General features: G+C 62.0%; 15 protein-coding genes. 8 read left to right on the top strand and 7 right to left on the bottom strand.

Annotated features, from left to right (window positions below; genetic code table 11):
* Positions 1-59 precede the first annotated feature (59 nt).
* The 6 genes from M3484_RS20325 (at position 60) to M3484_RS20300 (ending at position 7,816) form a co-directional block, all read left to right on the top strand.
* Positions 60-2,738, top strand: coding sequence for a strawberry notch-like NTP hydrolase domain-containing protein (locus tag M3484_RS20325; RefSeq protein WP_249498984.1), 2,679 nt, complete (start codon positions 60-62; stop codon positions 2,736-2,738).
* Positions 2,624-4,372: a strawberry notch C-terminal domain-containing protein gene (locus M3484_RS20320; RefSeq protein ID WP_502942493.1), complete on the top strand. Its 1,749-nt coding sequence runs from the start codon at positions 2,624-2,626 to the stop codon at positions 4,370-4,372. Before M3484_RS20325 ends, M3484_RS20320 begins: the two co-directional genes overlap by 115 nt.
* Positions 4,372-5,418 (top strand): DUF7146 domain-containing protein, encoded by a 1,047-nt coding sequence (locus M3484_RS20315; protein ID WP_249498983.1) that lies wholly within the window; start codon positions 4,372-4,374, stop codon positions 5,416-5,418. Before M3484_RS20320 ends, M3484_RS20315 begins: the two co-directional genes overlap by 1 nt.
* Before the next feature lie 312 nt (positions 5,419-5,730).
* Positions 5,731-6,663 (top strand): DUF2493 domain-containing protein, encoded by a 933-nt coding sequence (locus M3484_RS20310; protein ID WP_249498982.1) that lies wholly within the window; start codon positions 5,731-5,733, stop codon positions 6,661-6,663.
* A 181-nt stretch (positions 6,664-6,844) separates the two neighbouring features.
* Positions 6,845-7,162 (top strand): H-NS histone family protein, encoded by a 318-nt coding sequence (locus M3484_RS20305; protein WP_249498981.1) that lies wholly within the window; start codon positions 6,845-6,847, stop codon positions 7,160-7,162.
* A gap of 15 nt (positions 7,163-7,177) precedes the next feature.
* On the top strand, positions 7,178-7,816 hold the full coding sequence (locus tag M3484_RS20300; protein ID WP_249498980.1) for a plasmid pRiA4b ORF-3 family protein: 639 nt from the start codon (positions 7,178-7,180) through the stop codon (positions 7,814-7,816).
* A gap of 294 nt (positions 7,817-8,110) precedes the next feature.
* On the opposite strand, the gene M3484_RS20295 is transcribed toward M3484_RS20300, so the two are convergent.
* The 5 genes from M3484_RS20295 to M3484_RS20275 form a co-directional block, all read right to left on the bottom strand.
* Positions 8,111-9,727: an ABC transporter ATP-binding protein gene (locus tag M3484_RS20295; RefSeq protein ID WP_249499040.1), complete on the bottom strand. Its 1,617-nt coding sequence runs from the start codon at positions 9,725-9,727 to the stop codon at positions 8,111-8,113.
* A 12-nt stretch (positions 9,728-9,739) separates the two neighbouring features.
* Positions 9,740-10,522, bottom strand: a complete 783-nt coding sequence (locus tag M3484_RS20290) for an ABC transporter permease (protein ID WP_349306285.1) — start codon at positions 10,520-10,522, stop codon at positions 9,740-9,742.
* Between the two features lie 107 nt (positions 10,523-10,629).
* Entirely contained in the window at positions 10,630-11,595 is a 966-nt protein-coding gene (locus M3484_RS20285) for an ABC transporter permease (RefSeq protein WP_249498978.1), read from the bottom strand.
* Between the two features lie 85 nt (positions 11,596-11,680).
* Entirely contained in the window at positions 11,681-13,285 is a 1,605-nt protein-coding gene (locus M3484_RS20280) for an ABC transporter substrate-binding protein (RefSeq protein WP_249498977.1), read from the bottom strand.
* A gap of 96 nt (positions 13,286-13,381) precedes the next feature.
* Positions 13,382-14,989 carry an ABC transporter substrate-binding protein gene (locus M3484_RS20275; RefSeq protein ID WP_249498976.1) on the bottom strand — a complete coding sequence of 536 codons (1,608 nt, stop codon included), beginning with the start codon at positions 14,987-14,989 and terminating at the stop codon, positions 13,382-13,384.
* Positions 14,990-15,187: 198 nt separating this feature from the next.
* Here M3484_RS20275 and M3484_RS20270 point away from each other — a divergent pair, with 198 nt between their 5' ends.
* The gene (locus tag M3484_RS20270; RefSeq protein ID WP_249498975.1) at positions 15,188-16,621 is read left to right on the top strand and encodes an amidase; all 1,434 of its coding nucleotides are present in this window, start codon (positions 15,188-15,190) and stop codon (positions 16,619-16,621) included.
* A gap of 8 nt (positions 16,622-16,629) precedes the next feature.
* A complete protein-coding gene (locus tag M3484_RS20265; protein ID WP_249498974.1) occupies positions 16,630-17,664 on the top strand; it encodes a histone deacetylase family protein in 1,035 nt (344 codons plus the stop codon).
* A 24-nt stretch (positions 17,665-17,688) separates the two neighbouring features.
* Here the strand turns inward: M3484_RS20265 and M3484_RS20260 are convergent, their stop codons facing one another.
* Both M3484_RS20260 and M3484_RS20255 read right to left on the bottom strand, forming a co-directional pair.
* On the bottom strand, positions 17,689-18,339 hold the full coding sequence (locus M3484_RS20260; RefSeq protein WP_249498973.1) for a TetR family transcriptional regulator C-terminal domain-containing protein: 651 nt from the start codon (positions 18,337-18,339) through the stop codon (positions 17,689-17,691).
* 75 nt (positions 18,340-18,414) lie between these two features.
* On the bottom strand, positions 18,415-19,278 hold the full coding sequence (locus M3484_RS20255) for an amidohydrolase family protein (RefSeq protein ID WP_249498972.1): 864 nt from the start codon (positions 19,276-19,278) through the stop codon (positions 18,415-18,417).
* Positions 19,279-19,281: the final 3 nt, after the last annotated feature.

Below are 19,281 nucleotides of genomic sequence, written 5' to 3'. Positions count from 1 at the left end.
GCGGGGGAGAGAGTGCTGCGCGGCCTAGCCTCGTAACCCGCTCTCTGGAGATAACCCTTATGAACATGATGCCCCCCGTCCTCGTGACGGGCCCGTCAGCTGTTGCCAATGCCGCGGCGGTCCTTTCGGCCGCCCAATCGCTGGTGCCCTTGCTCGCACAAGGCCGCCGGATCGACGCCCCGATCTTGCGCGCAGCCATGGAGGGCGCTTTTAGCGGCACGGATGCTGATGGGGCCTGGGACTGGAAAACAGCCTATGAGGCCACCGAGGTTGCTACGGTCCTCTTCCTGCGAACATACGGTCGCGCCCTGCTGCAAAAAGCCGGATCAGCGGCAAACCTTCTGCCACTGCTCACGCGGATCACTGGTCTGTTGCCATCTCAGACCCGGCGGTCTGAAGAAATGCAGGCACGGCAGCAGTTTTCGACACCAATCCCACTTGGCCTCGCGGCCGTGACGGCAGCGGCGATCACACCTGCTGACCGGGTGCTGGAGCCCTCTGCCGGCACAGGTCTCCTCGCGGTTCTGGCCGAACTCTGTGGCGGCACCCTTTTGATGAATGAGCTCGCGGATTTGCGGGCCGGCTTGCTTGATGCGCTGTTTCCGGGCGTGCCGGTCACGCGCTTCGATGCCGCACAGATAAATGACCATCTGCCGGAAACGCAGGTGCCAAGCGTAGTGCTGATGAACCCACCCTTCTCGGCCATGGCCCATGTTGAAGGCCGGGTCCCTGACACCACCCTGCGCCATGTTGCCTCGGCCTTGGCACGCCTGGCTCCTGGCGGACGGCTGGTCACCATCACCGGCGCGAGTTTCTCACCAGAGCACCCGGACTGGCGCGAAGCCTTCGGCCGGTTGCAGGAGACCGGAAGGGTGGTCTTCTCGGCTGCTGTCGATGGCGCGGTCTACGCAAAGCACGGCACAACGTTCCCGACCCGGTTGACGGTGATCGACAAGATCCCGGCAGCAGATCCGGCGGCGTCTCCGACTATGCCGGGCTGTGCGCCCGATGTTGCGACGCTCATGGGCTGGATTTCGGATAGGCTCCCCGCCCGTCCTGAGGTACAGGTGCCGTCTGCGCCACCTGCGGTCGCCGGACGCAGGATACACCATGGACCTGCCGCCCGGCCGAAGCGTGTTCTGCGCCGGGGTGTGGACACTGTCTCCTCCGATCCGGTGGCCGAACGCCTCGCCTATGACACTCTGGACTGGCAGCCCGACGAGGCCGCGAGGCTGACAGACGCGATCTATGAGAAATATGCGCTCCAGACCATCGCAATCCCGGGCGGCAAGGCGCATCCGACGAAACTCGTGCAATCTGCGGCTATGGCCTCGGTCGCCCCGCCTAAACCCAGCTATCGTCCGCTGTTGCCGTCAGCGATCCGCGACACCCTCTCGGCCGCGCAGCTCGAGACCGTGATCTTCGCCGGAGAAGCCCATGCCGAATTCCTGCCGGGCAGGTGGCAGGTGGATGAGACCTTCGATATGGTGACGGTGGCCCGGGAGGGCGCCGCGCAGACGGTTCAGTTCCGGCGCGGCTTCATGATCGGTGATGGCACAGGCGTTGGTAAGGGTCGCGAAGGTGCTGCGATCCTGCTCGACAACTGGCTGCAGGGCCGCCGCAAAGCCGTCTGGCTCAGCAAATCTGACAAGCTGATCGAGGATGCGCAGCGTGACTGGTCTGCGCTCGGCATGGAGCGGCTGCTGGTTCAGCCCCTGTCCCGTTTCTCTCAAGGCAAGGCGATCACTCTGCCTGAGGGGATCCTTTTTGCGACCTATGCCACGCTGCGGTCAGATGCGCGTGGCGAGAAGAAATCCCGGGTTTGCCAGATCGTGGACTGGCTTGGGGCGGATTTCGATGGCGTCATCCTCTTCGATGAGGCCCATGCCATGGCCAATGCGGCGGGTGGCAAAGGCGAACGTGGGGATGTCGCGCCGTCACAGCAGGGCAGGGCGGGGCTTCGATTGCAACATGCGCTGCCGAGGGCGCGGGTGGTCTATGTCTCAGCGACCGGGGCGACCACCGTTCATAACCTCGCCTATGCGCAACGCCTTGGGCTCTGGGGCGGCGAGGATTTTCCATTCTCGACACGTGCCGAATTCGTGGCTGCCATTGAGGATGGCGGGGTCGCCGCCATGGAAGTTCTCGCCCGAGACCTGCGTGCGCTTGGGCTCTATACGGCCCGTTCCCTCAGCTTCGACGGGGTGGAATATGATCTGGTCGAACACGCACTGACGCCTGAGCAGACCCGCATCTATGATGCCTATGCCCAGGCCTTCATGGTGATCCATAACAACCTCGAGAAGGCGATGGAGGCCGCAAATATCACCGGGGCCAGTGGCACGCTGAACCGTCAGGCGAAATCCGCCGCGCGCTCGGCCTTCGAATCCACGAAGCAACGGTTCTTCGGTCATCTGCTCACCGGGATGAAAACCCCAACGCTGATCCGCTCGATCACCGAGGATCTGGAAGCGGGGCATGCGGCCGTGATCCAGATCGTCTCCACCGGTGAGGCTTTGACGGAACGCCGCCTCGCGGAACTGCCAACAGAGGAATGGAGTGACGTCCGCATCGATATTACGCCGAGGGGCATTGCCTCGGGTACTTGCAACATTCCTTCCCGGTGCAGCTCTATGAGCCATATACCGATGCCGAGGGCAATTTGTTCTCGCGCCCCGTTACACGCGATGGACAAGTGGTGGAATGCCGCGAGGCCGTGGCACGGCGGGACGAGTTGATCGCCCATCTCGCCAGCCTGCCGGCGGTTCCCGGCGCGCTTGATCAGATCGTTCAGCATTTCGGCACGGATATGGTGGCCGAGATCACTGGCCGGGCGCGGCGCATTATCCGCAAGGGCGAGCGCCTCGTGGTCCAGAACCGCTCCGGCTCCGCAAACCTGTCCGAGACTCAGGCCTTCATGGATGACAACAAGCGGGTGCTGGTATTCTCCGATGCCGGCGGCACCGGGCGCAGCTATCACGCCGAGCTGTCCGCGAAAAATACCCGGCTGAGGGTGCATTATCTGCTGGAGCCGGGCTGGAAGGCCGATGCCGCGATCCAGGGCCTTGGGCGCACGCATCGGACCAATCAGGCGCAGCCGCCGCTGTTCCGGCCGGTTGCCACGAATGTCAAAGCCGAAAAACGCTTCCTCTCCACCATTGCGAGACGCCTCGACACGCTCGGCGCCATCACCCGCGGTCAGCGTCAGACCGCCGGACAGGGTCTCTTCCGCGCCGAAGACAATCTCGAAAGCGCTTACGCGCGGGATGCGATGCGCCAGCTCTACATCCTGCTCTCTCGTGGCAAGGTCGAAGGTTGTTCGCTGGAAACCTTCGAGGCGATCACCGGGCTGAAACTCACCGATGACAACGGGATCAAGGATGATCTGCCGCCGATCACCACTTTCCTGAACCGGCTGCTTGCGCTGACCATCGAGATGCAAGGCATCCTGTTTTCGGCATTCGAGCAATTGCTGACGGCGAAGGTGGAGGGCGCCATGGCCGCCGGGATCTACGATATGGGGCTGGAGACGCTGCAGGCTGAGAGCTTTGATGTCATCGACCGGCAGGTGATTTATACGCACCCTCGCACCGGGGCGGTGACCCAGCTCCTGACCATCTTACAGCGCGAACGCAACGCCCCACTCGGCCTCGCAGCAGCGCTGGAATGGCTGGATCAGGAGCCGAAAGCGCGACTTCTGATCAATGAGCGCTCCAACCGTGCCGCTGTCGAAATCCCCTCGACCAGTATTATGCTGGACGAGGGGGACATCATTCGCCGGGTCAGGCTGATCCGCCCGATGGAGAGTTTCAACCTCCCGACCTCACGGATGGAGGAGTCAGCCTGGGTTCCTGCCGACGCGAGCAGTTTCCGCACGGCCTGGCTGGCGGAACTCGGCGAGATTCCGGAACTTTCCGAGACCACGCTGCATATGGTAACCGGCCTCCTGCTACCAATCTGGAAGCGATTGCCGCAAGACTCCACGCGCGTCTATCGCCTCCAGACCAATGCGGGCGAGCGGATCATCGGGCGCAGGGTCTCTCCAGCCTGGGCCGCCTCCGCCAGCACGGTCGGGGTGTCCTCGCTGAAGCCAGAACAGGCGCTTGCGGCGCTGAACGAAGGTCGCACGATCCTCGATCTTCAGGAGGGGCTGCAGCTCCGACGTGCCCGTGTCATGGGTGTCTCGCGGATCGAGCTGACCGGATTCTCGGATATCATGCGGCACCGCCTGGCCGCTTATGGCCTCTTCCACGAGATCATCAGCTGGAAGCTTCGCATGTTCGTGCCGACCAATGAGGATGGTGTGGCCGTCCTGGGCAAACTCTGCGAGCAATGGCCCATCCGGCGTGTTTCGGATCGGGAGGGTGCATGATGCCGCGCCTGATCGCCTCCGATATCGCTGCCCGTCTTGGCCGACAGGCTGAGGCGGTCTGCCGCCATTATCTCCCGGCCGGTCGTAAGACCGGTCGCTACTGGATCGTTGGCAATGTGCATAATGCGCCTGGCCGCAGCATGTTCGTGCGCCTCGTCGGGCCGGACACCGGCAAGGGCGCAGCCGGGAATTGGCAGGATGCCGGTACAGGGGATTACGGGGATCTTCTCGACATCATCAAGGCGCGGTGTGGTCTGCCCGCGTTTCGGGAGGTGGCGAATGAAGCCGCCCGCTTTCTGGGCAAACCGCTTCCACCCCCGATTGCAAGCTCTCCATCACAGCCCCGGTCAGATACGAGTTCCGAATTCGGTCACGCCGCTCGCCGTCTGTTTCGCATGTCGCATAATCTCAGTGGCAGCCTTGCAGAAACTTACCTGCGCAGCCGGGGGTTGACCCATCTCGCTGGTGTTACTGCTTTGCGCTTCCATCCCCGCTGCTTCTACAAGCCAGATGGTGGCGGTTTGACCGAGCAATGGCCCGCGCTGCTCGCGGCGGTCACCGACCTGAAGGGGCGACAGACCGGCACGCATCGCACCTGGCTGGCCCGGAACGGCGCAGGTAAGGCGCCGCTTGATCCGCCAAGGCGGGCGATGGGCGATCTTCTGGGCCATGGCGTGCGCTTCGGGTCGCCCCGTGATGTTCTCGCAGTCGGAGAGGGGATCGAGTCCGTCCTGTCCGTCCGCGAAGCTTTGCCCGTTATGCCCATGATGGCGGCGCTGTCGGCGGGTCATCTAGCGGCCGTCTTGCTATCGCGCGGACTGAAGCGACTCTACATTATCTGCGACCGTGATCCGGCAGGGGAGCGGGCAGCTGATCGTCTTGCCAACCGAGCTTTCGAGTCCGGGATCGAGCCGGTGCTCTTGATGCCCATGTTCGGCGATTTCAACGACGATCTGCAACGGCTTGGTCGGGTGGCGCTGCGGGCGCATCTTCTGGATCAGGTGCATCCCGAGGACCGGCATCGGTTCCTGTGCGACGGACCTTGAAGGTCAAGGGGGGAGGAGATGTAGCGCGTCCGCCCGCCTCCGATCCCGCATGATCGGGGGGCTATGACTGCGCTCGGCGCCCAATGCCTTCGGGAGAGGGCGATCGGCGCACAGGCGGGACGGTCCGGCAATGGCGGCGCCCGGCTATTTTCCGCCGCGCGGGCCACGGCCCGCGCTTTGCATCGCGAGACAAAATAGCCGGCCTTTACCATCAGGGCCCTCGCTTTGCTCGGGCTGCCAGACCGTCCCGCCCGTGCGCTTCGACGCCTGCGAAGGCCGCGATGGGCGCGGCCGAAGATCAGGAGTCACCAGATGCAGGCGGAAGATTTTGACGGGCGAGAGCCGAGCCACACCACCTCTCCCACCTACCATGCGATTGCCTATCTCCAGCAGCACGGCTGGCGGCCGGGCCAGGATGAACCCGATCCACGCCCGATGCCCGAGGCGGATGCCGTCTCCCAGGCAGTGGCAGATATCTTCGACGCTTTCGTCGCCACCCTCGGTGATACCCGGCTGGAACCTGATCTCGAAGAGCTGCTCTGGGGCACCGTCAATCTCTTTCACCGCGCCAATGCCCGGATCGAGCGGCAGCTTGACGATAATGAACAGGCGCAACGCCGGCTTCAGGGCGAGCAGGACGGCTCCGAAGTGAAATCCGTCGAGTTGGAGCGCATCACCGCCGAGGGTCAGACACTGGTTGAGCGGCGCAGTGCGATGGAGGCGTTCCGCGATCTCTCAGCCGATGCATTTGAGACCCATACCGGGTCGGCCTGGCGTCCGCGCGCCGGTTCTATGGTCAATCACCGCCATCTGACCTCGGCACTTGTCGACAGTCGCGACTTTCTTGCTGCAAAGCGGCGCAGTGAGGCCGAGGTGCTGATGCCGTCCGGCCCGAAGATTGCCTTCTCAGGCGGTCTGGAATTCAACGACCACCGTATTATCTGGGACCGGCTCGATCAGGTTCACACGAAGCATCCCGATATGGTGTTGCTGCATGGGGCCTCGCCGCGCGGTGCCGAACTGATTGCCGCGAAATGGGCGGACAACCGTAAGGTGGCACAGGTGGCTTTCCGCCCGGACTGGAACCGGCACAAGAATGCAGCTCCCTTCAAGAGAAATGACGCAATGCTGGAGGTTCTGCCAATCGGTGTCGTTGTCACTGCGGGCACGGGTATTCAGGAGAACTTTGCCGATAAGGCCCGTAAACTTGGCATCCCGGTCATGCGGATCGGAGGCGGCGCGTAAGCGCCGCACCATCACAGAAGGGCAGGGGTGCCTCGGCGCGCCTGCAAGTATCCCAGGCAGATTGTACTTTTGTCCGATCTGAGCATACTCGTCTGGCAAGCGCGGCTCACAAGTTCAAAGCTCCGCAAACGTCAACCGGTAGACCCGTGGCGTGGAACTACGGGCATCCATGAGGAAAATGATGGTCGAAATCGATCTGAACACCCTTTCGCTCGCCGAACTGAAGCAACTTGAGAAGGCTCTGGCCAAGGCCATCACCAGTTTCGAAGGACGCCGCAAGGCAGAGGCGCGGGCAAAAATTGACGAGCTGGCGCGCGAACTCGGCTACTCATTCGCGGAGCTTTCAGACGCAACCCCCGTGCGTACCCGCTCGGCATCGGAGCCGAAGTATCGCCATCCCGAGAACCCGGAGATCACCTGGTCGGGCCGTGGTCGCAAACCGGCATGGATTGCCGATGCACTGGCCGCCGGTAAATCGTTGGATGACTTCGCGATCTGATCGGAGGGGCCTGTCGTGCAGCATTCTGTAAATGCGGTCCGGTTGCATGTTTCGCTGGCGGAAATTGCTCCGCCGATCTGGCGACAGCTTATCGTGCCCGCAGACTGGACTCTCGACAGGCTCCATCTCGTCCTGCAAGCTGCCTTCAGCTGGACCGACAGCCATCTCCATGAGTTCAATATCGGTGGGTTGCGCTATGGCGACCTTGCTCAGCTCGAGGATGATTTCGGGGGATCGAGGATCTTCGACTACACCGAGGTCAGGCTGGCAGATTTCAGCGGGCAGGACCTGCGCTTCAGCTATACCTATGACTTTGGCGATAACTGGACCCATGTCATCCGCATCGAGGAATGGCTGTCACGCGACACGGCGCCCCGTCATGCAGAATGCATCGGTGGCGCCCGTGCGCGGCCTCCTGAGGATGTCGGGGGACCTTGGTCCTATGGTGACTTCCTCGAAACGATTGCGGATCCTGCGCACGATGAACACAAGGCAAATCTTCGCTGGGCGGGTGGCCACTTTGATCCCGAATGGTTTGACATCGGGTTGATCAACAAGGATCTGCGCAACACGTTTCGGGCAAACGTCAACAGGCGCCTGCATCAGCCAAAGCCGAAGATCGCAGTCGGAAGGGTCGAGGCAAAATCGACGTGAAGGGCGGAAAGCCGTCTGATTGCGGCGCGGCATGGCATCCGCAGCAAACTCGGGAAAGCGGTCATCCGCGCGCGGTGCGGCATGGCCACCGCAGCAACTTTGGCGAAGCAGTTCAGACAGAACGCAGCGAGATCATCGCTAGTTCAGTCGTGAGGACGGGTAGAGACAACCGAAAGCCGCACAAGGTCGTCATTATCGCCATCGCAAATGCAATCCTGAAAACAAGAGCGGTATGGCGTCAACAGCTCAATCGATAGACACAATTGTTAGCGTGCACCACCTTGCCGCCGACATTCAGGCAACGCGGCCATCTATCACCCGGTCAAGCCAGCCCACCGCCATATCCGGAACCGATGCCAGCAGCTTATGCGTATATGGCTCATGTGGTGGCGAGAAGACTGCTTCTTTGTGCCCCTGCTCGACAATAACGCCATTTTTCATCACGACGACACGGTCGGCGATGGCGCGCACCACTTCAATGTCATGGGTGATGAACAGGTAGGAAACGCCCAGTTTCTCCTGCAACCCGATCAGCATCCGCAGAACTTCGGCCTGCACCACCTTGTCCAAGGCCGAGGTGATTTCGTCACAGATGATCAGCTCTGGCCCCGCAGCAAGGGCGCGCGCAATGGCAACCCGCTGCTTCTGGCCGCCGGAAAGCTGGCCGGGGGTGCGATCGGCGTGTTCAAGGTTCATCTCGACCATTTTCAAAAGCTCGGCCAGCCGCTTCTCGCGCGCGGCACCGCGCAGCCCCTGATATAGGCTCAGCGGACGCCCGATGATCTTTCGAACCGTCTGGCGCGGATTCAGGGCCGTGTCGGCGGATTGGTAGATGATCTGGATCCGGCGCAGCAGATCCAGCTTGCGATGGCGCAGCTTTTCCGGCAGCGGCTGCCCGTCGAACACCGCCCTGCCCTTTGACGGCTCTTTCAGCCCGGTGATCACTCGTCCGAGTGTCGATTTCCCCGACCCGGATTCGCCAACCAGCGCCACGGTTTCACCACGCCCGACCTGCAGGTCGATCCCGCTCAGAACCTCGAAATCACCATAGCGCGCCGCGAGCCCCTCAATCGACAGCAAGGGCCTGCCGCGCGTTTCATGGCCGCTTACCGCCGTGACCGGCATTTCATGCACCGCCCAGAGGCTTTGGGTATAGGGATGCTGCGGGACATCCATAATCGCCGCAATCGGCGCCTCTTCGACCACTTCGCCATAGCGCAGCACCGCCACGCGATGGGCGATCTGTGCCACCACGGCGAGGTCATGGGTGATATAGATCGCGGCCACGCCAAAATCCTCGATCACCTTGCGGATCGAGATCAGCACCTCGACCTGGGTCGTAACATCCAGCGCGGTCGTCGGCTCGTCAAACACGATTAGCGATGGGTTGCAGATCATCGCCATCGCCACCATGGCGCGCTGCAGCTGACCGCCCGAGACCTGATGCGGAAAGCGCGCGCCGAAATTCTGCGGGTCCGGCAGTTGCAAGGCGGTGAACAGGTCTACCGCGCGCTTTTCGGCCACTTCTCGCGACAGACCGCCGCGATCAACCGCCACCATGATAATCTGGTCCATCAAACGATGCACCGGGTTGAACGCGGCCTGGGCACTTTGCGCCACATAAGCGACCTTTGTGCCGCGAATGAAACGGCGCTCTTCCTCGGGGATCGCAAGCAGCTCTGTCCCCAAAAGCCGGATCGAGCCGCCATTCGCCCGCGCCCCGGGCCGCAGATAGCCAAGCGCCGCGAGGCCGACCGTCGACTTGCCCGCGCCGGATTCACCAACCAGCCCCAGCACCTCGCCCTTTCGAATGGTCAGGCTGACCCCGCGCAAGATCTGTGACCATTGGTCATTGGCCTTCGCCTCGATCTTCAGGCCGGTGATTTCGAGAACCGGTGCGGATTTTGACATATCATTCATCGCTCAGCCCTCTTCACTTAGCCCGCTGGCACGGTTCAGGAGCCAGTCGACGACAAAATTCACCGCAATCGCCAGAAACGCGATCGAGGCGGCAGGGATCAGCGGCGTGATATCCCCCATATTGATCAGCGCGGCATTGTCGCGAACCATCGACCCCCATTCCGCCAGCGGCGGCTGGATGCCGACCCCCAGGAAGGACAGCGCCGCAATCGAGAGAAAGATAAAGCAAAAGCGCATCCCCAGTTCGGACAGGATCAGCGGCAGGATATTGGGGAAGACCTCATTGACGGAAATCCACAGAAGGGATTCGCCCCGCGCTTTCGCCGCCTCGACGAAATCAAGGCTCGCGACATTCAGCGCCGCCGCGCGTGAGATGCGGAAGAAGCGGGTCGAGGTCAGCACCGCGATGATCAGGATCAGGTTGGGGATCGAATTGCCGAAGATCGACAGGATCATCAGTATGAAGATCAGATCCGGCACTGACATCAGCGCATCCACAAAGCGCGAGATCACCTGATCGACAAAGCCCCCGATCAGCGCCGAGAAGACGCCCAGCAGGCAGCCGATTGTGAAAGAGATGATTGTGGTGATCAGCGCAATCGAAATGGAATTGCGCGCGCCAAAGATCAGGCGCGACAGGAAATCACGGCCCAGCTGATCCGTGCCAAGAAGATGTTCAGCGCTCCAGCCGTCAAAGGGGATACGCGAGACCACATCGACCTCGCCATAAGGCGCGATCCAGGGCGCAAAGACCGCGACAAAAGCGTAAATCGCGACCACCACCATGCCGAGCTTTGCGCTGAAGGGCGCGGTGGCCAGAAATCGTCTGGTACGGGTGAGGCGTGAAGGGGTGGCACGGCGGGACTCGATGCTTTGGTCCATGATATTCCCCCTCAGCGCGGATGCAGCAGGCGCGGATTGCTGACAATCGAGATGATGTCGGCGATCAGGTTGAAACCGATATAGGCGGTGGCAAAAATCAGCGCGCAGGCCTGGATCACGGGAACGTCCCGGTTTCTGACCGCGTCGATCATGGACTGGCCAACGCCCGGATAGACAAAGACCACTTCGATCACCACAACCCCGGAAATCAGATAGGCAAGGTTCAGCGCCACCACGCTGGCAATCGGGCCGATGGCATTCGGCAGCGCTTGGCGCATCACCACCCGCCCTTCGGATTCGCCTTTCAGACGGGCCATTTCGACATAGGGGCTGGACATCACCGAAAGGATCGCAGCGCGGGTGTTCCTGACCATATGCGCAAGGATCACCAGCAGCAGCGTCAGGATCGGCAGCACCATGCGGTAAAGCTGCTCGCCGAAATCCATGCTGTTCCGGATCCCGGCCATGGACGGGAACCATTGCAGTTTCACGGCGAAAACCATCATCACGATATAGGCGACAAAGAATTCCGGCAGCGAGATCGAGGCCAGGGTCGAGGTCGAGAGCAGCCGGTCGATGAACCTGCCACGAAAGCGGGCGCAGATCACGCCGAGGACAATCGCCAGCGGCACCGCAATCACCGCGGTGATCGAGGCGAGCGTGATCGTGTTCACGAGCCGCAGCCCCAGCACCGCCATCACCGGCCGCCCGGCAAAAGACTGGCCAAGATCGCCCGTCGCAGCCGCACCGAGCCAGGCGATATAGCGCCAGAGCGCGGGCTGATTGAGGCCGAGCTTCTCTTCCATCGCCGCCACCGCCTCGGGCGTGGCATTCTGGCCAAGGATTGCCGAGGCGTAGCTGCCCGGCAGCAGACTGACCGAGAAAAAGATCACCAGAGACACGATAAGAAGGCTGAGTAGCCCCAAACCGACCCGACTGACCACCATGGACAATATCGGATGGGAAGTTCTGTTCATTATCGGCTGTCTCCGGTCAGGGGATCGGTAGGTATCGGGGTCGGGGTACCGCCAGGCAGCGCCCCGTCCGTCACATAACGGTTGCTCAGATATCGGTGCGCCACCAGCGTTCGGCGCAGCGGTGATTGTCGGCGGGAAGAATGCCGCCGGTTTCCCCATGGCCAATCGCTTTGGTCATTGCGAGGCGCCATGACACGAAGGCCACGGTGATCACGCCGCCCTCATCATGCAGGATCTGCTGCATCTCGGCATATTGCCCGGCCCGGACAGCCTCATCGGTCTGCGACCGCGCAGCGGCATGCAACCTGTCAAAATCCGTGTTGCTGAACCCGGTGTTGTTCCAGGGCGCATCCGATGTGTAAGACGTCGAGAACAGCCAGTCGAGCGTCACCCGCCCATACCAGTCCGAGGCATTGAAGGGCTTTACCAGCCAGACATTGTCCCAATAGCCGTCATCGGCCTCCTGGATCAGATTGACGGTGATCCCGGCTTTTGCAGCATGTTCGCGGAAAAGAACGCCGGCCTCAATCGCGCCGGGAAACGCCGAATCCGCCACTGAAAGGTCAACCACCAGGCCCTCGACCTCCGCCTCTGCCAGAAGCGCGCGGGCAGCATCGGGATCATAGCGATGTTCGGGCGGCGTTTCGGCCCAGAACGGCATGATCTTTGCCACCGGATTGTCATTGCCGGTCTCTGCCTCTCCAAGGAAAACCTTGGTGATGATATCCTCGCGGTCAATCGCCAGTTTCAGCGCGCGGCGCACAGCCGGATTGTCGAACGGGGCCACCTGGCAGTTCATGTCAAAGGTCAGATGGCGCAGGCTCGGGGTGCGATGGACCACCAGTTGCGGGTTCGCCTCGATCAGGCCGACATTGCGGATATCGACATCCTCGATCACATCGACCTCGCCGGTCAGAAGCGCATTCAGCCGCGCCGAACGGTCGGGGATCACAATGAATTCGACCTCATCGAAATGCGGCAGGCCCGGCTTGTGATAGTCCGGGTTGCGGCTCATGCTCACCGCGACGCCGGGCTCAAAGCTGTCGAGCCGGAAGGCGCCGGTGCCCACGCCGCTTTCCCAGTCGATGCCGCCGCCTTCCCTGGCCGGGAAGACCGAGAGATGGTAATCCGACAACAGATAGGGGAAATCGGCATTGCCCTGGGACAGGGTCACGATCAGCCTGTCTTCGCCCTCGATGGCGATGTCGCTGATCTGGCTGACGATGGACAGCGCCCCAGATGTGCTGCCCTCGCCCATATGATGCAAGAGCGACTGACGGGCATCTTCCGGGGTAAAGGGGCGGCCATCATGGAATTTGACCCCCTTGCGCAGGATGAACGTCCAGCGGGCAGCGCCTTCGTCGGTTGCCCAGCTTTCCGCCAGATCGCCGGCGAGCGAGCCATCCGGCAACAGCTCCACCAGGTTGTTGCACAGCGCGCCGTTGAAGGCCGCACCGCACATCACCGTGGCCCAGCTGCCCGGCTCCAGCGAATCCTGTTGCGAGCCGTCATTGACGCCGTAGCGCAACCGCCCGCCCTGTTTCGGCCCCTCTTCGGCGCGCAGCGAGGCGGGCAGAAAGATCGCCCCGGCAACCATCGCCGCGCCACCCAGAAAGCCGCGCCGCGATGGCGCTATGCCTCTGGTCAATGTCTGAAACTGCCCGCTGATGGGGCCTGTGGGATAGCGCACCAGGTTTCCTCCGCCCTGAACGACAATCGTCGGTAAATTCGGTGATGCCCGGTGCGGGGTCGCGCCGGGCCTGTACTGACATGCGGCAGGGCCAGGTCAGTCTTTCATCCACCAGCGCTCGCACATCCGCATATTGTCCAGCGGCATCAGACCACCGACCTCGCCAAAGCCGACCCGGTTCGAGACCGCATTGCGCCAGCTGACAAAGGCCACGGTGATGACATTGCCTTCATCGCGCAGGATTTCCTGCATCTCAGCATAGCAGGCGGCGCGTTTTGCTTCATCGGTTTCAGCGCGGGCGGTCTGGTGCAGCTCGTCAAAGCGCGCATTCGACCAGCCTGCATTCCACGGCGCATCCGTGGTGTAGCTGGTCGAGAACAGCCAGTCGACCGTGGCGCGTCCAAAGTAATCAACGCCACAGAAGGGCTTCTTGCGCCAAACATTCTCCCAATACCCATCCGCGGCTTCCTGGATGATGTTGATATTGATCCCGGCTTGGGCTGCATGGCCCTGATAAAGGGTCGCGGCCTCGATTGCGCCCGAGAAGGCATTATCTGCCACCGAGAGATCGACGCTGACTGTGTCGAGCCCCGCCTTGGCCAGATGTTCTTTCGCCTTTTCGATGCTGTGCTCACGCGGCGGCATATCATGGTAGAACTTCTGGATAGACGCCACCGGATTGTCATTGCCCCTGGTCCCCTCGCCGAGGAAGACCTTGTCGATCACATCATCCCGGTCGAGCGCGTATTTCAGCGCCAGCCGCACGTCGGGGTTGTCGAAGGGCGCGACACGGGTGTCCATGTCAAAGGTGAAATGGCGCAGGCTGGGCACGCGCTGGACCCCGAAATCGGCGCTGCCCTCGACCATCGGCACGTTGCGGATGTCGAGATCCTGGATGAAATCGACCTCACCGGTCAGCAGCGCATTCAGGCGCGCGGTGGCATCGGTGATGTTGATGAACTCGACCTCGTCGAGATAGGGCTTGTTGTTCTTGTGGTAGTTCGGGTTGCGCGCAAGGCGGGTCGCGATGCCCGGCTCGAAACTTGCAAGCGTGAACGCCCCGGTGCCGCTGCCGGATTCCATGTCAATGCCGCCACCCTCAAGCGCCGGATAGATCGACAGGTGATAATCCGACAAAAGGTAGGGTAGATCGGCATTGCCCTCGGTCAGGGTGATCGTGACTGTGTCCGTGCCGCTGATGTCGATCTTCTCGATCTGCTGCACGATGGCCCGCGCGCCCGAGGTGGAATCGGGCTTCATGTGATGTTCAAGCGACTGGCGCACATCTTCCGCATCAAGGCTTTTGCCATTGTGGAAGGTGACGCCCGGGCGCAACTTGAAATGCCAGACCTTTGCGCCGGGTTCTGCCTCCCAGCTTTCGGCCAGATCACCGGCAACCGAGCCATCGGGCAGGATCTCGACCAGGTTGTTGTAGACACCGCCATTGAACGAGGCACCGGTCCAGCTGGTCGACCAGGTGCCTGGGTCAAGATTGTCGTTCTGCGACGCATTGTGCAGCCCGAGCCGCATGAAGCCACCGGCCTTTGGCGTGGCGTCTTGCGCACGCAACGCGCCGGGCAGACCAGCCATGGCCCCCGCTGCCAGCACGGCGGAGCTGCGGGCCAGAAACTCACGACGCGACAGCTGTCCGCGGCGCAGACGGGTGGCCAGATCGTCCATCTGGCGGTGGTGCGATTCGTTCATGTGTTTACCCTGTCAGGTTCGGTTATAGTTGGAATTCCGCCCGGTTCGCCGCTGTCTGATGCAGCTTTCAGCATCCCCGGTGTTCTTGTGCAAATGACGATACGCGTAAATCAGATTCTGTCAACAAACTGATTGACCAATCAATCGAGCAATGACCAGAATGTCCTCGAATTCCTCCTGCTTCAGGGCTCTCATACCATGTCCGACACACCTCTTTCATATCTCAGCGCGTCAGAGCTGGCAGCACTTTACCGCGCCCGGAAAATCTCGCCTGTCGAAGTGGTTACTGATGCTTTGTCACGGATCGGCGACAGTGCCGAAAGCCTGAACGCGGTCTGCTTTACCTATCCGGACGAGGCGATAGGGGCTGCGAAAAAATCTGAAGCACGTTACATGTCGGGCGCACAGAATGCGGGCATCCTTGACGGCATTCCGACCGCGCTCAAGGATGAGAATATGATGGCGGGCAAGGTGACCACCTATGGCTCGCTGCTCTATGCCGGGCATGTTGCCACCAGAAGCGCGCCGGTGGTGCAGCGGCTGATGGATGCGGGCGCCGTGATCCATGCGCGCACCACCACGCCGGAGTTCTCCTGCGCCCCCTTCTGTCACTCCAGACAATGGGGGGTGACGCGCAATCCCTGGAACCAGGACTACACGCCGGGCGGATCATCGGGCGGTGCGGGGGCGGCGCTTGCGGCGGGGCTGACACAGCTTGCCACCGGATCTGATATTGGTGGCTCAATCCGCATCCCGGCCTCGGCCTCGGGCGTGGTGGGGTTCAAGCCACCCTATGGAAGGGTGCCCTCGACGCCACCTTTCAACCTGGATCACTATAACCACCCAGGGCCGATGGCGCGCTCGGTTGAGGATTGTCTCATGATGCAGAATGTTCTGGCCGGGCCGCATCCCGAAGACATCACATCCCTGAAACCAAAGCTGGAACTCCGCGCCGACCGCTCGGGCGTGAAGGGCTGGAAGATCGCCTATTCGCTGGATTTCGGCTTTATGGAGATCGACCCGGTGGTGCGCGCCAATACCCTTGCCGCGCTAGAGGTGTTCCGCGCGCTTGGTGCCGAGGTGACAGAGGTCGCCCTGCCCTGGTCGTGGGAGGTCTATCACGCCGCCGCCACCCACCATAAGACGCTGTTCGGCGCCTGGCTCGCCGAATATCTCGACGAGCGCGAAACCCAACTGACCTCCTATGCCCGCAGTTTCGCGCGTGATGCGCTTGGCACAACCACCCGCGACTACCTTGCCAGCCTTAATGTCGAAGGCCGGATCTGGTCGCATTTCGGCCCGATGATGGAGGGGTTTGATCTGTTCGTCTGCCCGACCCTGGCAATCCCAGCGGCGCCCGCAGAATTCGATTTCTCGAATCCGCTGGTGATCAACGGCAAGGAAATTGACCCCTATCTTGGCTGGACCATGGCCTGGCCCTTCAACATGCTCAGCCGCTGCCCGGTGCTTTCGGTACCGTCCGGTCATGCGCCGAACGGGGTGCCGACAGGCATCCAGCTGGTGGGCCGCACCTATGAGGATCAGTCGGTTTTCACCGCCGGCCTGGCCTATGAGGCCGCCCTTGGCGGCTGGTATCGCAGCGCTTCGTCCCGCCCCGCACTTCCTTTCTGAGGCCGATGATGAAAACGATCTTCTCCGACAAACACGCGTTGCAAAGCGTTGAAACCGAGTTCTATCGCGGCAAATGGGTAGAGGCCTTCGAGATCCCACGCCGCGCTGAACTGGTCCTGGCAGAAGTAACGCGCTCAAGGCTTGGCCCGGTGATCGCGCCCGACAGCTTTGATTTCAAGCCCGTGCTGGCGGTCCATGACGAGACATTCGTGCGGTTTCTGGAGACCGTCTGGGAGGCCTGGACCGCCGAAGTCGGCCTGGTCCCGGCCTATCCGAATATCTGGCCGCCGCGCCGGTCGCGGATGATCCCCACGGTGCGGCCAGGGGCCGAACTGGGCCGCTATGCGGTCGATATGAGCAGCCCGATCCTTGCCGGGACATGGGAGGCCGCGCGCGCCGGCGTTGATTGCGCGCTGACTGGCGTACAGCTGATCGAGGCCGGTGAGGCAGCGGCTTTCGCCCTTTGCCGCCCGCCGGGCCATCATGCCGGGCGCGACTATTTCGGCGGTTACTGCTTTCTGAACAACGCCGCGATTGCGGCCCAGCAGTTTCGCACCCGTGGCGCGGAACGCGTGGCGGTGCTGGATATTGACTACCATCACGGCAATGGCACCCAGGACATATTCTATGACCGGGGCGATGTGCTGACGGTCTCAATCCATGGCGATCCGGTGCAGGAATACCCCTATTACATCGGCTTTGCGGACGAGACCGGCGAGGGCGCAGGGGCGGGCGCCAATCTCAACCTGCCCCTGCCCTGGGGCGCGGATTTCACCGCCTACAGCGCCGCGCTGGATGAGGGTCTGCAGCGGATCAGGGCCTTTGCGCCCGAGCGACTGGTGGTCTCGCTGGGCGTTGACACCTATCAGGGCGATCCGATCTCGCATTTCAGGCTGCAAAGCGCGGATTACCCGCAGATCGGGGCAAAGATCGCGGCGCTTGGCATCCCGGTGCTCTTCGTGATGGAGGGCGGCTATGCCATCGAGGCAATCGGGGTGAATGCGGTCAATGTGCTGAAAGGGTTCGAGGCCGCGCGCGGCTGACGCCTCTTCGCCTTTGCCTGGGGATCAGAAATCCTCGGGGAAAATCAGGCGCATATAGGCCAAAGACGCATCATGTCCGCGCTTTTGGCCCTCGGCAATTGTCACCGGCAGCAACAGGTTCTCGATCCAGAGGCCAGAGATCATCGCGTTCAGCGTGACCGCGATCTGTTCGGCCTGCACCGTAAGCCCGCGCAAAGCGGCCAGCTCTGACACATCCGCCGTCACGGCCTCATTGTATTGCACCCGAAGTGCTGCGCAGCGTTTGCGAAAGCTTGGCACGCGCGCGGCCTCGGCCCAGAAAGCCAGCCAGAGCGCGATGGAATCCTGCCCCGCCGCCTTGCGGCTGAAATCGGTGTCGATCATGTGGCGGATCCGCTCGGCCGGGCTGCGCACAGACGCATTCAGCCGCGCGAGAAATGCCTCATATTCCGCCGCCGTATGGTCGAGGGCGGCGAAAATGATGCCTTCCTTCGACTGGAAGTGAAACGCCACCACCCCGTAAGAGCATTCCGCCTCGGCCGCGATGGAATTGATCGTAACCCCGGTCAGCCCCCGTTTCGAGATCACCTTCACCGCCGCTTTCAGCAGCGAGCGGCGCCGGTCGACCACCTGGTCATCGCGGGTCTTGGCCGGGGCTGCGCTGCTGCGCTTTGCTTTTGGTTTCTGCTCGGTCATCGGGACTCCGGCACTTCGCGGCAGGGCAATCGGCGTGGCACAATCCTGTCGGCATGAAAGGGTGCAGGCGCAAAGTCAAGTTCCGCCAGCATCAAGGCCCAGGAACCGCGCCGCATTGGCGTGCAGCCACAGCTGCCGTGTCGCCGCATCAAGGCCAAGCCCGTCGAGATCCGCGAGGGCGGTTTCAACCGGCATCATCGGAAAGGCCGATCCGAAAATGATCTTTTCTTTCAGGATGGTGCGGCCATATTGCAAAAGCGGCTCATAACCGGAATGCTGTTTCGCCAGCAGCTTCGGGCGTACCGCCAGCACCCCGATATAAAGGTTCGGATGCCGCCAGGCGACACCGATCAACTCCTGCACCCAGGGCCAGCCGGGGGGCGAGGCCACCGCGCGCAGTTCCGGATAGCGCACCATGACAGTGTCGAGATATTCAGGCCGACCTATCGCCATCGGCGTATGGGTCGAGAAATTGATGCCGCAATGGATATTCACCGGCACATTCAGCTCGATTGCCTTTTCGTAGAGCGGAAAGAGCCGTTCGTCATCAGGGCGCAGCTTAAGCTCGAAACATTGCAGATTGAGACCGCGCAACCCAAGATTGCGGACAGCGTGATCGAATTGCGCCACCGCATCTGCCTGCCAGGGGTCAACCCCCGCAAAACCGATATAGCGCGGGCCATGGGCCTGGATGAAATCGGCAACCACTTCATTCGGGATCTTGAACCCGAAAGTGGTGGTCAGATCGCGCGCTTTCAGCACCACATGGCGGGCGCCGAGGCGTTCGTAAGTCGCAAGCCAGCTGTCGAGCCCCTGCGCCGCGTCCGACGCCGCAGAACGGCTTTCGCTTGCCTGATAGACGCGCCGATAATTCTGCAGATGCGGCGCAGAGGGCGCGAAATCCGGATGCGGCGGGCGCGAGGCAAAATCGATCAACATCAG

The organism is Pseudomonas sp. GX19020 (genome assembly GCF_023371075.1).
Taxonomy (GTDB): Bacteria; Pseudomonadota; Alphaproteobacteria; order Rhodobacterales; family Rhodobacteraceae; genus Pseudogemmobacter.
This window is presented reverse-complemented; position numbering and strand designations above follow the sequence as displayed.

Coding starts and splice junctions, on each gene's coding strand:
- M3484_RS20325 (WP_249498984.1), top strand. CDS start 60: ATGAACATGATGCCCCCCGTCCTCGTGACGGGCCCGTCAGCTGTTGCC.
- M3484_RS20315 (WP_249498983.1), top strand. CDS start 4,372: ATGCCGCGCCTGATCGCCTCCGATATCGCTGCCCGTCTTGGCCGACAG.
- M3484_RS20310 (WP_249498982.1), top strand. CDS start 5,731: ATGCAGGCGGAAGATTTTGACGGGCGAGAGCCGAGCCACACCACCTCT.
- M3484_RS20305 (WP_249498981.1), top strand. CDS start 6,845: ATGGTCGAAATCGATCTGAACACCCTTTCGCTCGCCGAACTGAAGCAA.
- M3484_RS20295 (WP_249499040.1), bottom strand. CDS start 9,727: ATGTCAAAATCCGCACCGGTTCTCGAAATCACCGGCCTGAAGATCGAG.
- M3484_RS20290 (WP_349306285.1), bottom strand. CDS start 10,522: ATGGTGGTGGTCGCGATTTACGCTTTTGTCGCGGTCTTTGCGCCCTGG.
- M3484_RS20285 (WP_249498978.1), bottom strand. CDS start 11,595: ATGAACAGAACTTCCCATCCGATATTGTCCATGGTGGTCAGTCGGGTC.
- M3484_RS20275 (WP_249498976.1), bottom strand. CDS start 14,989: ATGAACGAATCGCACCACCGCCAGATGGACGATCTGGCCACCCGTCTG.
- M3484_RS20270 (WP_249498975.1), top strand. CDS start 15,188: ATGTCCGACACACCTCTTTCATATCTCAGCGCGTCAGAGCTGGCAGCA.
- M3484_RS20265 (WP_249498974.1), top strand. CDS start 16,630: ATGAAAACGATCTTCTCCGACAAACACGCGTTGCAAAGCGTTGAAACC.
- M3484_RS20260 (WP_249498973.1), bottom strand. CDS start 18,339: ATGACCGAGCAGAAACCAAAAGCAAAGCGCAGCAGCGCAGCCCCGGCC.
- M3484_RS20255 (WP_249498972.1), bottom strand. CDS start 19,278: ATGTTGATCGATTTTGCCTCGCGCCCGCCGCATCCGGATTTCGCGCCC.